The 15,019-nt window shown below is 40.9% G+C and carries 17 protein-coding genes, 1 tRNA gene and 1 pseudogene; 17 read left to right on the top strand and 2 right to left on the bottom strand.

The features are described from left to right. Positions 1 to 294 precede the first annotated feature (294 nt). The 9 genes from PV403_RS13510 (at position 295) to PV403_RS13470 (ending at position 8,416) form a co-directional block, all read left to right on the top strand. Positions 295 to 1,962: a GspE/PulE family protein gene (locus PV403_RS13510; RefSeq protein WP_332085017.1), complete on the top strand. Its 1,668-nt coding sequence runs from the start codon at positions 295 to 297 to the stop codon at positions 1,960 to 1,962. A gap of 14 nt (positions 1,963 to 1,976) precedes the next feature. Next, entirely contained in the window at positions 1,977 to 3,023 is a 1,047-nt protein-coding gene (locus PV403_RS13505; RefSeq protein ID WP_332085016.1) for a type IV pilus twitching motility protein PilT, read from the top strand. Continuing rightward, entirely contained in the window at positions 3,020 to 4,225 is a 1,206-nt protein-coding gene (locus tag PV403_RS13500; protein ID WP_332085015.1) for a type II secretion system F family protein, read from the top strand. The genes PV403_RS13505 and PV403_RS13500 overlap by 4 nt, the downstream gene beginning before the upstream one ends. Positions 4,226 to 4,266: 41 nt before the next feature. Further along, positions 4,267 to 4,719, top strand: coding sequence for a prepilin-type N-terminal cleavage/methylation domain-containing protein (locus PV403_RS13495; protein ID WP_332085014.1), 453 nt, complete (start codon positions 4,267 to 4,269; stop codon positions 4,717 to 4,719). A gap of 153 nt (positions 4,720 to 4,872) precedes the next feature. Further along, complete coding sequence (locus PV403_RS13490; RefSeq protein WP_332085013.1) at positions 4,873 to 5,622, top strand: prepilin peptidase; 750 nt, start codon at positions 4,873 to 4,875, stop codon at positions 5,620 to 5,622. 12 nt (positions 5,623 to 5,634) lie between these two features. After that, positions 5,635 to 7,194 (top strand): pilus assembly protein PilM, encoded by a 1,560-nt coding sequence (gene pilM / locus PV403_RS13485; protein ID WP_332085012.1) that lies wholly within the window; start codon positions 5,635 to 5,637, stop codon positions 7,192 to 7,194. After that, entirely contained in the window at positions 7,178 to 7,774 is a 597-nt protein-coding gene (pilO, locus tag PV403_RS13480; RefSeq protein ID WP_332085147.1) for a type 4a pilus biogenesis protein PilO, read from the top strand. The genes pilM and pilO overlap by 17 nt, the downstream gene beginning before the upstream one ends. A gap of 128 nt (positions 7,775 to 7,902) precedes the next feature. Next, positions 7,903 to 8,106, top strand: a complete 204-nt coding sequence (locus tag PV403_RS13475) for a hypothetical protein (protein WP_332085011.1) — start codon at positions 7,903 to 7,905, stop codon at positions 8,104 to 8,106. A 13-nt stretch (positions 8,107 to 8,119) separates the two neighbouring features. Beyond that, positions 8,120 to 8,416: a hypothetical protein gene (locus PV403_RS13470; RefSeq protein WP_332085010.1), complete on the top strand. Its 297-nt coding sequence runs from the start codon at positions 8,120 to 8,122 to the stop codon at positions 8,414 to 8,416. A gap of 13 nt (positions 8,417 to 8,429) precedes the next feature. Here PV403_RS13470 and PV403_RS13465 read toward each other — a convergent pair whose 3' ends face one another. Both PV403_RS13465 and PV403_RS13460 read right to left on the bottom strand, forming a co-directional pair. Then, positions 8,430 to 8,651 carry a DUF2905 domain-containing protein gene (locus tag PV403_RS13465; RefSeq protein WP_332085009.1) on the bottom strand — a complete coding sequence of 74 codons (222 nt, stop codon included), beginning with the start codon at positions 8,649 to 8,651 and terminating at the stop codon, positions 8,430 to 8,432. Between the two features lie 189 nt (positions 8,652 to 8,840). Further along, on the bottom strand, positions 8,841 to 9,068 hold the full coding sequence (locus PV403_RS13460; RefSeq protein WP_160034287.1) for a hypothetical protein: 228 nt from the start codon (positions 9,066 to 9,068) through the stop codon (positions 8,841 to 8,843). A 527-nt stretch (positions 9,069 to 9,595) separates the two neighbouring features. Between PV403_RS13460 and PV403_RS13455 the strand changes: the two genes are divergently transcribed. The 8 genes and pseudogenes from PV403_RS13455 to PV403_RS13420 form a co-directional block, all read left to right on the top strand. Beyond that, complete coding sequence (locus PV403_RS13455) at positions 9,596 to 10,171, top strand: hypothetical protein (RefSeq protein ID WP_332085008.1); 576 nt, start codon at positions 9,596 to 9,598, stop codon at positions 10,169 to 10,171. A gap of 202 nt (positions 10,172 to 10,373) precedes the next feature. Further along, on the top strand, positions 10,374 to 11,249 hold the full coding sequence (locus tag PV403_RS13450; RefSeq protein WP_332085007.1) for a GGDEF domain-containing protein: 876 nt from the start codon (positions 10,374 to 10,376) through the stop codon (positions 11,247 to 11,249). Positions 11,250 to 11,417: 168 nt separating this feature from the next. Further along, positions 11,418 to 12,716: a glycosyltransferase family 2 protein gene (locus tag PV403_RS13445; RefSeq protein ID WP_332085006.1), complete on the top strand. Its 1,299-nt coding sequence runs from the start codon at positions 11,418 to 11,420 to the stop codon at positions 12,714 to 12,716. Between the two features lie 48 nt (positions 12,717 to 12,764). Further along, the gene (locus PV403_RS13440) at positions 12,765 to 13,208 is read left to right on the top strand and encodes a hypothetical protein (RefSeq protein WP_332085005.1); all 444 of its coding nucleotides are present in this window, start codon (positions 12,765 to 12,767) and stop codon (positions 13,206 to 13,208) included. 173 nt (positions 13,209 to 13,381) lie between these two features. Beyond that, a tRNA-Leu gene (locus PV403_RS13435) sits at positions 13,382 to 13,467 on the top strand. Positions 13,468 to 13,556: 89 nt separating this feature from the next. Further along, positions 13,557 to 14,225 (top strand): uracil-DNA glycosylase, encoded by a 669-nt coding sequence (locus tag PV403_RS13430; protein WP_332085004.1) that lies wholly within the window; start codon positions 13,557 to 13,559, stop codon positions 14,223 to 14,225. 15 nt (positions 14,226 to 14,240) lie between these two features. Beyond that, complete coding sequence (locus tag PV403_RS13425) at positions 14,241 to 14,666, top strand: hypothetical protein (RefSeq protein WP_213529932.1); 426 nt, start codon at positions 14,241 to 14,243, stop codon at positions 14,664 to 14,666. A 278-nt stretch (positions 14,667 to 14,944) separates the two neighbouring features. Next, a pseudogene (locus PV403_RS13420) lies at positions 14,945 to 15,019 on the top strand (IS200/IS605 family transposase); the annotation flags it as partial.

Genomic DNA, 15,019 nt, shown 5'->3' with positions numbered 1-15,019 from the left:
TTATTTCTTCATTCCCATGTGTATTTCTTAATCGTTGTAAACTCAAATATGATGTTTCTGAATTCATTGTTTCAGGAACTCCTACATTGTAAAAATTTCCAAACTATGATATATATCATTCTAGGACAAAATACATATCTTATCAATATATTAGTAGGTTTAAAGTATTATTATTTTGGTGTAATAGAGAAGTGTATTTGGAGTAGAGTGAGTAATTAGACTTGGTTTCTACAGTAAATTGATTGTTTTCATTGTTATTCAGCATAAAAGCCAGGGTACTCGAGGTGATCTGTTATGACCGTTATTAAAAAAAGGCTGGGGGATTTGCTGGTCGAGAACGGAATTATCTCACAGCAACAATTACAAGAAGCGCTTGTAAAGCAGCGGGATCTAAAAATGAAACTTGGGGATTTACTTATCTCTCATGGTTACATTACAGAACAACAGCTGATCGAAGTGTTGGAATTCCAGCTAGGTATCCCTCATGTCAGTCTGTTTAAATATCATATTGATCCTGCAATTACTCAGATCATTCCGGAAAGTATGGCCAAACGTCATCAAGTGCTGCCTTTTATGAAAGAAGGCGGGAAGCTCATGGTGGCTATGGTCGATCCACTAGACTATTTCGCAATTGAAGATTTGCGGATGACGACGGGATTTCGAATTGAACCCGCTATTTCAACACGGGATGATTTGCAGCGAGCGATTGCAAGGCATTATGGACTTCGCGACTCCATGACTCAGATGATGGTGGAACTTCCCACTCAGGAAGAGTTTCAAGAAACAGAGATAACGGACGAAGCTTCTCCCATTGTCAGACTCGTCAATCAAATGATACAGCAAGCTGTGCAGTTAAAAGCCTCGGATATTCATATGGACCCGAGTGAAGATTATTTAGCAATCCGATACCGTATTGATGGGACACTGCGAACAGAACGTCAGGTTCCAAAGCAGATGCAAGGATATATTACGGCAAGAATTAAAATCATGGCAGAGCTTAATATAGCGGAGCGAAGATTACCCCAAGACGGGCGGATGAAAATACAGCTGGATTATCGAATGATCGATATTCGGGTTTCCACACTTCCGACGATGCATGGCGAGAAGATTGTGCTTCGTCTTTTGGACCAATCATCAGGTGTAGAATCCCTTGATCAACTGGGGTTTAGTGAGATGAATAGTGAGTTATTCAGGCAGATGATTGAACGTCCATACGGAATTCTTCTTATTACGGGACCGACAGGCAGCGGGAAGACAACGACTCTTTATTCCGCTTTGAATCATCTGAACAAAGAAGACGTCAACATCATTACTATTGAGGACCCCGTGGAATATCAGCTTGAAGGGATTAATCAGGTGAATGTGAATTCAGGGGTTGGACTTACTTTTGCTGCGGGTCTTCGTTCCATTCTGAGACAAGATCCAAATGTCGTTATGGTCGGTGAAATTCGGGATACGGAAACAGCAGAAATTGCAGTTAGGGCCTCGTTAACCGGGCATCTTGTATTATCAACGCTTCATACAAACGATGCGATAAGTACCATCATGCGGCTTCGAGATATGGGAACTGAACCTTATCTTATTGCTTCTTCCTTACTAGGGGTCGTCGCTCAGCGCCTTGTTCGAAAGATCTGTACGGAATGTAGAGAAGTGTATGTTCCTTCTGTGCAAGAATCGATTATTTTACAAAAACACGGGATTAAGACAGATCAATTATATGCCGGTAAAGGTTGTGGATACTGTAATAACACCGGTTATCGTGGGCGTGTGGCGATTCATGAAGTTCTGAAAATTGATGATGCGCTTGCTTCCCTGATTGCTTCCTCCGCATCGGTAGAAGAAGTGCGCTACATGGCTCAGCAGAAAGGGCTTGTTCACTTAATGACGGACGGTCTTATGAAAGTAGGAAGCGGAATTACGACGATTCAGGAGATTATGCGAGAGTCTGTTTCACATAGCTAGGAGGAACAAGGGAAATGCACAATCATAGTATCATCCATCTGCTCAGACTTGCTTATGAATCGGGTGCCTCTGATCTTCATATATCGCTTGATTCCCCACCTATCCTGCGTATTGATGGATTGCTGAAACCACTGGAAGGTGAGTTTATTTCTTCAGAAGAGGCATGGGGAATGGCAGAATTCCTTCTTGGCACGAAAGGATATGAAGAATTTCAAGAACGGGGAGAACTGGATTTTGCTTATTCTCTCGAAGATGGACACCGGTTTCGCATCAATGTCTATAAACAGCGTGGTGAAGTTAGTATTGCCGCTCGTCTCATTTCTTCACAAGTAAAAGGGCTGGATGAACTTGGTTTACCCTCGGTGGTGCGCACGTTGGCTGAGAAATCACAAGGTCTCATTCTAGTAACAGGGAGAGCTGGAAGTGGTAAATCTTCTACGCTCGCTTCCATTATCGATCATATTAATCGCAATGAACGCAAGCATATTATTACGCTGGAAGATCCGATCGAGTACATACATACCAAAGGATCAAGTCTTGTGGAACAGAGAGAAGTAGGAACGGATACGATGAGTTTTGCGAGTGGTCTAAGAGCAGCGCTTCGGCAAGATCCTGATGTTATTTTAGTAGGAGAAATGAGAGATTTAGAGACAATAACCGCAGCGGTTACCGCGGCAGAAACAGGACATTTGGTTCTTTCTACACTTCATACTACAGATGCACCGCAGACGATTGATCGGATTATGGATGCTTTTCCAGGACACCAGCAAGCTCAGATTCGCGCCCAGTTATCCTCTGTTCTCGTTGCTGTCATATCACAGCGTCTGTTTCCAAAAGCGGAGGGGAAAGGCCGAGTATGTGCTGCTGAAGTGATGATTAATACGCCTGCCGTAGCCAATCTCATTCGCAGTGACAAAACGCATCAGATTAAAAGTGTGATGCAAACGTCAAAAGCATTTGGCATGCAGACGATGGAAATGGCTGTACGTGATCTAGTGAAAGAGGGACAAGTACTTGCTTCGAGTGCAAAGTCATATATGGCTGAGGTGAGTTCTGGATGAAACAATTTGAATATGTAATTAAGACAAATCGTGGGAAACAGATCCGCGGCAAACTGGGTGCTGCAGACAAAAAGACGGCCATGGAAGAACTTCGTAAACGAGATGTGACGGTGTTCTCGCTAGAGGAAACGAAGCAAACCATTTTACAAATGGATATCTACATTGGAAATCCGGTAAAACCGATTCATTTTATTATCTATTGCAGACAGTTCGCCACTCTGATTCGGGCGGGTGTATCTATTGTTGATGCGAATCAGATTCTTACAGAACAGACGGAGAGCAAACCGCTGAAAAAAGCATTGTTCGATGTAAATTCGAGTCTGCTGAGAGGGATATCGTTTTCTCAAGCCGTGCAGGATCATAAGCGCATATTCCCGCCTTTATTTGTCAGTATGATTCGGGCAGGTGAAGAAGCAGGTGATTTAGAAGGGACGCTTGATCGGCTTGCACTCTATTACGAGAAACAGCACAGTACAACCGAGAAGATCAAATCTGCGCTCACCTATCCACTTACTGTGGGGATTATGGCGATTGCAGCCGTTGTATATTTACTGTGGGCGATTGTTCCTCAGTTTGTCACGATGTTCGAGTCCATGGATGCGGAGCTTCCGGTGATTACACAGATGGTTCTTATGCTCAGTAACAGCATACAGCGTCAGTGGTACTTCTGGTTACTGGGCGTTCTGCTGATGATTATACTTTACCAGGTATGTAAACGTACCGAGCGAGGGGCTTATCTACTGGATTACCTCAAACTGAAGGTGCCTGTATTCGGTAAGTTGAATCAAAAAGGTTCCATTGCTCAGTTCACAAGGACGTTTGCTTCCTTGTATGCAAGTTCCGTGCCTGTATTGCAGGCTTTGGCTATCGTTGAAGATATCTCAGGGAATAAAGTCATCGGAAAATATATTCACAGCGCAGGAGATTCACTTCGCCAAGGGAAGCCTTTATCCGAGCCGTTAAAGAGAGCTTGGGTATTTCCTCCGCTCGTTACGCAGATGATTGCGATTGGGGAAGAGACAGGGTCACTGGATCAGATGCTGGAGAAGGTAGCTGATTTTTACGAGATGGATGTAGAGAATACAGTCGATCGGATGAAGTCTTTGCTAGAACCCTTGCTTATCGCTTTTCTAGCGGGTGTGGTTGGTATTATCGTAGCGTCAATTATGCTGCCGATGTTCAGCATCTACGGAAATATGTAGATTTTATATAACAAATAATAAGAGTGTGGAAGGGGATTTATATGTTAACACAAGCATTGAAAGCAAGAAAAGCAAGACTCGCAGACGAGAAAGGTTTTACATTGATTGAGTTGCTCGCTGTTATCGTTATTTTGGCTATTATCGCTGTTATTGCTATTCCGCTGATCGGTAACGTTATTGATAATTCGAAGAAAGAAGGGGATCTTGCAACGGCTAGACAAGTTTACGATGCAGCTAGATTGTACGTTATTGGTGAGAAAAATGGAGATTTTTCAACAGCAACAACAGTGAAGCTTAGCGAATTACAGGGTAAAAATTACATAGAAAAAAATATTGTTCTGCCTAGCAGCAAGACGAAGTTGAAAGAAGATTCCACTGTTGTTTCCTTTGATGAACATGGTAATTTAACTGGAGTGAAATTAGATCCACCTGGTAAAGGGAAGACGGATGGTTATAGCGCATCTGAAATTCTTGGAGTTAAAACAACACCATAATGAAAATAAATGTCGTAAGTCTTTTTTATTACCAAAAAAAGTAATAGAAAAATTAACACCAACCTCAACACCAACCTCAACACCCTTACAGGAACCACGGGCAACATCCCTGGTTCCTGTTTCAAATTTAATGTGGAAAGTGAACCGATTCCCATGACCCTTTTTATTGCGATATACGTATCAGTTCTTGGTCTCGTATTAGGCTCTTTTTTTAATGTAGTTGCACTCCGAGTACCTGTCGGAAAATCAATTATCAAACCGCCTTCTTGTTGCGGTCATTGTGGAACAAGGCTACAGGCAGTTGATCTTATTCCTGTCTTCAGTTTTCTCATTTCGCGCGGAAAATGCAGGTATTGCGGTGATTCCTTATCTCTTTTATATCCAGTGGGCGAAGCGCTTACGGGCTTACTCTATCTGTGGATCGTCTTGCGCTTTGGGGTTACACCTGAGGGGATAATCGGCCTTATGCTTGTTAGTCTGACTGTCATTGTTAGTCTATCTGACCTCAAATATATGAGAATTCCGAACAAAGTTTTACTTTTCTTTGCGCCGTTACTATTACTGGGGGTTTTACTTTTTCCTACTCAGCCTTGGTGGGAGCATGTACTTGGCGGTTTGCTTGGAGGGGGCATCATCCTGCTATTCGCTCTATGGGGCGGAATGGGGATGGGGGATGTAAAATTATTTGCGATATGTGGATTCGTCCTCGGGGTTCCCGAGATGATCCTTGCTTTTCTGATTGCCTGTTTACTAGGAACGGTCATTGGAGGAGGGATGATGCTGATCGGACGAGTATCACGCAAGCAGCCGATACCCTTTGGTCCATGGCTGATGATTGGGACCTTAATCTCTTACGGCTATGGTTCCGAGATCATTCAGGGATACCTTTCACTTATCTTTTAGGAGGATATAACTATGCTGGGCAGAACGCAGAAATTAACCGGTCTTTCCATTGAACAGTCCGGAATTCGCTATGTCCGTCTTGCGAAGAAAACAAAGGACATTGAGAAACATTTTTTCCTTCCTTTAGAGCCGGGTGTCATGGAAGAGAATCAAATTCGGGATCGTGACGCCCTATATACACAATTAAAAACAGCAGTCACAAATGAGAAGCTAAAAGGGACGGAAGTTTTCTTGTCTGTTCCACCTTCACAGATGGTGATTCGTAAACTCTCTGTGCCAACCACGAATGGAAAACAGTTAGAACAATTTATTCAGTTAGAAGTAGAAACGGGGTTGCATCTGCCTTTTGAACATCCGGTCTATGATTCTATGGTAACGAGTACCGGAGATGAAGAGACGGAAATTCTTATTTTTGCAACCCCGCGTGAAGTGATTCAAACGTATGTTGATGTGGTGGAAGAAGCAGGTTTAAAAGTGGCTGGCGTAGAAATTTCGGGGACAGCACTCTCCCGGCTGATTACGTTCGGCACGACTAGAGAGTTTGGGGAGACAATGCTCATTCAGCTAGAGGCTTCCTATTTAGATGTATACATGTTTCGTAAAGGTCACTTGGTATTCATGCGTACTTTGAGTCTATATGATCTGGCTAGAGACGGGGGAGAGATATCCTCCTTAAAACTAGATGAGATTTCCGCTGAAATTGCTCGTATGCTTAATTTTTATCAATACAGTCTTCATGATGGCGAAGCGCGTATTGAGGAAATTATCGTAACAGGGCAGGATCAATTAAGACAAACATTAACTTTTGAGTTGAGTACTTCTCTTCCAGAGATTCTTGTTACAGAAGAAGCATTCCTTCGGACGGATACACAGTTGCCTGCGGATGCAGATTATAATGAGTATCGATTAGCAGCAGGAGCTGCCCTTAAATCGGTTGGAAGTTATAACATTGACCTCTTTCCGCGAGAAGATAAAGAAGCCCTTTACTTTCCTTACATCGCTATGATTTTAGTCGGGGTCTGGATTATAGGGGTAGCAGCTACAGGAAGTTTTTATATCGTGAATAAAGGGGAAATAAGCAATCAGGAGCAGCGGATCACCGCACTTCAAGAGCAGAGACAAAGTATAGAGGATGAACTTCGGTTAGTAAATGTATCGGGTCTTAGTCCATTAGATCGTAAAGAAGTGATACAGGAGATAAGGGAGTATCGAGATAGTCCGGTATCCATGCTAAAAGAACTTGAGCATCATCTGCCGCAGGGTGCGTTACTTAGAAATGTTGGATATACATATGGCTCAGCTATGGAAATTACGTTATATACACCACAGATGGAACAGGCTTCTGAATATCTGAGTTCACTAAGAGAGATGTCTTTCATTAAGGACGCAATGATTGCTAACCTGGCTAGACGTCAAACGAACCTTACAGATGTAGCTCAAGAAAACGGACAGTACACTGCCGTATACCAAGTTTCTTTAGACAGAGAAGTACAACCATCAGAAGAGTCAGTAGCAAGTGGATCGATGTCGGAAAATCAGGAGGAGATGATCGGTGATGGAGCGGATAAATAAGTATAGATCTGTCATCGTACTTGGTTTGCTTCTTGGTTTTGTCCTCGTGTTTGCTTTTTATTGGTTAGGTCTTTCACCGACCATCGACAAGTTGGAAGAACAGGGTCAGGAACTGGTTCAGCTCGAAGGAGAGAAGCAGTTGCTGCAAAACAAGCTGGACGAGATGAAAGGAAATGTGGAGGGACAGAATTCCATAGATCCAGAATGGGATGCATTACCGCAAAATGACATGGCAGATCAGTTAATATTAGATATTCGTGCTGTTACTGCACGGTCGGAAGCTACGCTCAAAGCGATAGATTTCAATCTTACTGGAGGAAATGAACTCCATCTTATGCTTAATGAACAAGAGACAATGTATCCTCGTGTTCACGAAATAAAGATGAATGCAGATCTGGAGGGAACCCTGTCACAGATTGAAAGCTTTATGAAAGAATTAGAATCACTTCCGAGACTTATGAAGGTGGATTCATTTGCATTTCAGCACCGAAGTGAGTCAGGTAGTATAGCAGATCCTATATTAACTGCTACTTTAGTATTTACTAGCTATTACGAATCAGTCCCGAAGCATAAGGAATAAATAACGCCAGCCTAATCTTCAGTAATGGAAGAGTGGGCTGGTGTTTTTTTGTGAAAATAAGGAGATTGAAAAGGAACGTTTGTTCCTATATAATAAATGCAAACAAGTGTTCTGGTGAGGTGAAACATATGCCGCGTAAATATATTGGCAGACAAGTGGAAATTGTATATTTAGATCGCCATGGGAAGGTAACCCAGCGGAATATTGGGATTCATCAAATTCGTAATGGGAATATTTATTCGACATGTCTTTTTACGGGTGGACCTCGTACCTTTAATGAAGAGAACGTGCTGGCTTATCGGCCTGTACGAACGGCAACAAGAACAGCCTAAGGAGTTGAAGAGGATGTTACCTGATTTTGAGCGTAAACTATTGCGGATTTTAGTTAATTTTAGTGGGCAGCGTGGCCGAATGCCAGAGGTCGCTGAATTAGAAATAAAGACGGGGAAATCATGGTCTCAAATTCGTAAGGCACTTGCGGAACTGGAACGAAAACAGTTTATTGTATGGAAAGATAAGTCGAGTGCTCGTGGAATTCTTATTATTGAGGGTTGGGAACCCTTAGGGGAAAACAGCTATCTAGCGCCGAGTATTCGGCCGATTACACGTGGAAATGGGCTCGACTACTGGACACTATACTAGAGGTGAATATTTATTATTTCATAAAATAACGAACAATCCAGGATATAACACTAAGAAGTACGCTGATGACGATACATGTAACCACTGGAAAATAGAAGCTGAAAATCCCTTTCTCCACATGAATATCTCCTGGTAGACGTCCAATCGAAATAAATTTACCTACAAACATCCAAATGACGCCTGCTGCAATGAGTGCGATGCCTGCTATGATAAGCAGTTTCGGGATATTAGTCATTTCGAGCGTACCCTCCCTTAATTTTTCCTTATTTGCTGCCTGTCCTCTCCTTAACATATCCATCAGCACCTATAGGATATGCAGAGATATCCTAGTCATTTATCTAAATTAAGATATATAAATAAATAAAGCCGGAAGAGTAACCTCCCGACTTTATCCTATAATTTCGTTCAAATCATTGCATTTAGATTAGCGAGTACAAGTTTGAAAGGATTTTTTAGACCTTTTTATGCTTAGAATTCTCGTGACCTGTTCTACTTCCTCATATGGGATCCACACAGGTCCGAATGTCGTACGAAGGATAAGACGAGAAGGGTGGTCGGTTTCAACCGGAAAGCCCGAGATCGTTTCCCCATTTTTACTTTTCACTATAATTTCTTGATTTCGTTTGATGGCAATCGCCGCTTCTTTGTTCATAAGCCTATTCTCCTATGCAGATCGTAATAAGTACATAATACAGGTCTTCGTGCATCAGAAAAAAGATACTTTGTACACATGCAGTTTATTTTCGTCTCTACAAATAGTCTAACAGAACTAGTTCAATATTTCTACAAATATCCAAAAAGAATCTTAAAATTAAATTAAACGGCTTTTATGGTTTCTAAACAAAATGCAACATAAATGTTTTACGTATAGTTTACAAAAGAGCAGAAAGTTTAAGAATAGGACATAGATGGTTATAAGAAATGAAGAGGAGGTAAGGTAAGATGAATATACACGGGTGGTATATTATTTTCTTGGCGGTTATAATAGCTCTTGGTGTTGGCGGGATGGCTTGGTGGATTCATTTAATAAGTAAGAAGAAAAGTTACAGAGAGGAATAATAACCAAAATGTAATCTTCTTAAGTACAAGGGTCCAAACTACATAACTTATGAAATGGTAGGAACCCTTAATTTCGAGTAATACAAACTAAACTAACGAACAACATGAAGGGAAGATAGAATGAATATTTTTAAATTATTTAAAATGACTGCTGTTTTGAGTGTTATGCTGATGATTGCTGCTTGTGGAACAAACGAGGTGCAGGATACTTCAAGTTCTGATAAGACAAATCCTCAGAAAAATCAAGTGGAAGAAACGAACGATAAGGCCGTAGAAGAAGCAGCTGAAACAGAAGAAGTAGAAGATGAGGTTGTAGAAGAAGAAGTTGTAGAACAAGAAGTTGTAAAAGAAGATTTAGCTAGTGTGGAATCCGAGAATGAAGCGAGTGAGCAAATCTCTGCATACCCTTTTCTTGTATGGGCTGATGGAGGTACATTCAAGATTATTACAGAAGGAAACCTTCCTGATAAGTTAAAAGGAAAAAAACTTGGTGAAGTGTCTTCCACACTCACAGATGAAGAAGTAGGGAATTTAGAACAAGGCCAAACGTATGAAAAGCTGGATCGTGCGGATGGAGAGAGCAATTATTTGAAGAAAGGTTCGGCTATTTACCAACTTAAAAAAGCGGACGCAAGTGAAGTAGTCCTTGTGGAACATAACGGATCACTCTATAAGGCGGTCCGGATTGGTAATTAACTCCTTAAATAGTAAAAGTGCATAAACGATAAATTATGTAACGCCCACGATCGTAGTGGGCGTTTTTATGTTGTTTCCAAATATCTTTTATTGTATAAATGCGAAATGCAATGATATAATCTTGTAGAAATTTGTTGTTTTATAAATTTATGTCTGTAATAATTGCATTAATATGAAAATATATTAAATGGTGTTGAGGAAAATGATGAATCTATTCGTGCGTTACAAAGCAGCATTTGGATATACCTTGCTGACACTTCTTTTGATATTACAGCAGGCCGGGATTTTTATGCATGTTTCTCAGGAACAAGGTTTTACAACAATAGAACTTCTTATTAGCAGTCTGTCGTTGGTTGCTTTGTTACTTGGTTTTTTGGTTTCGGGAGGCATTACGGCGGTATGTGTCTTCGTCTTTATGGTAGCTTATTTTGTATGGCTTGTGACTCTAGCAGATATGAATTGGATCACCTTGCAGTCTTTTCTATGGATTCCAGGAAGCATGGTAGTAGCATCCGTTATTCGAGAGGGTTTAATACAGCAGAAACGCTTAGCCCAGCGAATGGAAGACCTGCGTTTGCGAAATCCAGAGGTGGATTTTGATACATCGCTCGGAAATACAGAGGCTTTCAGGGATACGCTCATAAAACAGACAAATCTAGCGAATCGATATTCAGATCAATATCATTTTTGTATTGCGATCTTTAAGATTGAATTCCTGCCTTTAGTTCGTGAAACCCTTGGTTCAGGGGGATATGCAGAACTGCTCTTAGAACTATCAGATACAATTCAAACACATATAAGATATGAAGATTATAAGTTCTATGTGGATAAAGGAAGGTTTATTGTTATCTTCCCTCTTACAAAGAAAGAGCACTTAAGATCGCTAACCGAACGAATTAAAAATGCGCTCATGGATGTTAAACTTCTCAGCCGAAGAGATAAGGAGCTTAATCTCATTATTCGCTCGGGAGCACTGGTTTTCTCAAAAGATCAATTTAACGATTATGAAGATTATGAAGCAGTACTCGCTGCTTTGGAACGGAATGCGGAAACTGATTTGATAGGTGAGTATATCTGATTGTTAATTTTTAAGAAAGAATGGTGATGAAAATGTCTTATAACAGTTGGTTTGTCCCATTGTGCATATTTATAAGTATCGTTTTCGGAGTTGCTATTTTCTTTATTACGATTAATACGCTGATCTTGCGCAGAAAAACGACGAATAAATATAACCGGAGGAAAATCAGTGGGTGACTTTTTGCTCATTCCAGCGATCATTAGTATCTGGATTTCGGTCTTTATATCGATTCTTATGATGATTGGCGCACAGCGTTTTATAATTAGGCAAAGTAAAAAAGAGCTCATCATACCTTCCATATCAGAACAGGCTCCAAAAGTTACGGTCATGGTTCCCGCCCATAATGAGGAGCGTGTCATCACCATGACGGTTGAACATATTTTAAGGATGAACTATCCGCAAGATAAAATACAACTTATTGTAATAGCGGACAACTGTACAGATAATACAGCTAAGAAGCTCTATGCGCTTAAAAATAACCCTGACTATCAGTCAAGGGACTTTATGATTATGGAGAGAAAGGGTACGGGAGGTAAATCGGGAGCTCTAAACGATGCACTTTCGCATGCTACAGGGGAGTGGATTTGTATCTATGATGCCGATGCGGCTCCAGAGCGCAATGCACTCCTTTTTTTGGTCGATAAAGCGTTAGAGGATCCGGAAACCTATGGAGCAGTATTTGGTCGTAATAAGGCTCGGAACAGAGCTCAGAATTTTTTGTCCAGATGTATAAATCTTGAACTTGTCACTGCGCAGCGAATTTATCACACAGGAATGTGGGAGTTATTTAAGCTCGGTACCATTCCAGGAACCAATTTTATTATAAAAACAGAATTGATTCGTGAAATCGGTGGTTGGGATGAAGACGCAATTACCGAAGACACAGCTATATCTTTTGATATTTTGTCACGAGGTCAGCTCATAGCGCTAGCACCTCAGGCAGAAGCGTATCAGCAAGAGCCTGAAGATTTACGAGTTTACATGAAACAGCGCGAACGATGGGCTAAAGGAAATTACAGTGTTGTGATGGATCATATTCTCGAACTTTTTAAACCGTCGTCCAGCTGGAGGGTTAAAGTTCAGGTACTATATTATGGAACCAGTTACTTTTGGTTTTTACTTGCGATCCTTGTATCGGATGTTCTTTTTGTTATTAATGTGGTGTATCAGGTCTTATTTTTGTTTGGGATGGATGTCGTCATGCCGTTTCAGTTCTCCTCTGATGTGTATATCTTTTTAATGATTGCATGGGCACTGATGTATTATTTGTATGTCCTTCAAATTAACTTGGCGCTCGCTACAGACTATGGGCAAAGTAACACACGGAATTTTGTGCTTGCTTGTATTTCTTACTTTACGTATGCACAGCTATTTCTTATTATTTCCCTTAAAGCATTCTTCTCCATTTTGCTGGATAAAGTGTTTAAGCGAAAATCCAAATGGTATAAAACAGAACGGTTTGGTTGATCAATCCGTAAGAGATAAGCTAAAAATCTGATAAAAAGAGAGAGTGGTATGGGAATTTTCATTGAATTATATTTTTCGGGCAACGGCAATAGTGATGATATGAAGATGTTTGGCCTCATTTTCATATACTACGCCGTTGTCACTATGCTGCTCCTTCACGTTATATTGAAAAGAACGCATGAACAAATATCGATGATACGATTTATATTCGGAACCTTACTTTTATATATCATGGCAATTATTCTGTTAGACCCCGTTCTTACCATGATAAGCGGGCTCGATACGGTGGTGCAGAGTCCTGGTGCCGGTTTGCTGGCAATATTCCTTGTCATGCTGCCTATTGTGGTCTTTTTCTTCTATCTTATTAATGTTTTTATATATCGGACAAAGGATAAACGGAAAGTAATATACTTGTTTATGGCGGCTCAGCCTCTAATAGCATTTCTCTTTCTGATTCTATTGACGGTAGGAAGTTTTTTTCGTTTAATCTAATCATTTTAGGTCTGCGAATTCGTAGGTTTAGTACGATTAATATTATTTTTTAAAAAAGTGTTGTATATTATTTATAAGCATGTTATAATCAATTTCGCAGGATTTTTTGAAGTTCATTAGCACTTAGATAACTCAAAAGATCGGTGTATATGCGCAAGATAAGCGCTATATATGCCGGGGTGGCGGAATTGGCAGACGCACAGGACTTAAAATCCTGCGGTAGGTGACTACCGTACCGGTTCGATCCCGGTCCTCGGCATCTTATATGAATAAGCTGGCTCCTTAGCGGAGACCAGCTTATTTTTTTACAAGTTGCAATTTATTCTTACTGCGAAAGGAAGATACTCCATGTTCAATAATGATTGGGATTCTATTTTACATGATGAGATGAACAAGGAATATATACAAGAGCTTCGCAAAGCACTTACTGTAGAATATAAAACGGAGCATGTATTTCCACCGAAAGAGGAAATTTTTAATGCATTAAAGTTAACTTCTTATTCGGATACCCGAGTGGTTATCCTTGGACAAGATCCTTATCATGGACAGGGTCAAGCGGAAGGACTGAGCTTTTCGGTCAAAAAAGGGGTTAGGATTCCTCCTTCTTTACGGAACATATATAAAGAGCTGCATGCAGATCTAGGAATACCTATTCCTTCTCATGGTTCACTTACACATTGGGCAGAAGAAGGGGTATTATTATTAAATAATGTATTAACTGTACGAGAAGGTCAGCCTAATTCACACAAGGGTCTTGGATGGGAACGATTTACAGATGCTGTCATAGAAAAAATAAATGAGCGCAATCAGCCGGCTGTGTTTATGCTCTGGGGAAATCACGCTCAGAAAAAAGGAGCCTTTATTGATCGTTCTCGTCATTTGGTGATTGAATCTTCGCATCCTAGCCCGCTTGCCGCTCGGCATGGTTTTATAGGAAGCAGACCTTTTTCAAAAGCGAATCAATTTCTGGAATCAAAAGGAATGAAGCCCATCGATTGGGTGATTCCAGAAAGTTAGAAAGGAGGGTGAATGATGCAACACTGGATTGGTCGCAGGGTTATTGTAGATCGAATGGATGGCCATAAAGACCCTGTACAAGGAATACTGCTCAAATGGGATGACGAAGCTCAATTAGTGGTTGTGGGTGCCAAACGAATCAAGATTCCTTTTGCTCAGATTGCAAGAATTCACGCTCTTCCTGAGGACGCACATGGACGTGGGAAACGGAAAGCACGTTCTTCATTACATTCGGTAGGTTATATTATGAGACAGCCGCTCCAATTTGATAATGCCATTTATTTCCGATCCGCAGTTACCATTTGGAAAGGCCCTAAATTGATTGCTTATCGGGCAGTCGTTAAATCCCATGATCAAACTTATGTAGAGCTGGAAAATGGACAGAAATTAGAAAAAGATCTATATACCTTCGTCGTTCGATCCCGTCGTGGTCATCGGTAAAAGTGCACTTTTAATGTTATTTTTAGGTTGTTATCATTTTATTTTAAGGATGGATTTTTATAATAGTAACCGTATCCCCCCTTTAAATACGGTATATACGAAAAACTCGCCGGCTGCAAACGGTGAGTTTTTTTGTTTATGGCTTTAGCCAGTTGAGTGCGTGAAACGCGCGAAACAAAAAACCACCCGCTATGCGGGTGGAACAATCAAAGGTTTGACCACTAATACCATTCCGATAGAATTGAGATGTTCAGGCTCAAAGAAAGGAATGGTCTTAGATGGCAAACAAGAGCTACAGCCTAGCTCACACAAAGTGGATGTGCAAATACCACATTGTATTCACCCCGAAGTAT

Source organism: Paenibacillus sp. GYB006 (genome assembly GCF_036577645.1).
Classification (GTDB): domain Bacteria; phylum Bacillota; class Bacilli; order Paenibacillales; family Paenibacillaceae; genus Paenibacillus.
Note: the sequence above shows the minus strand (reverse complement) of the source record. Positions and strands in the feature narration are given on the sequence as shown.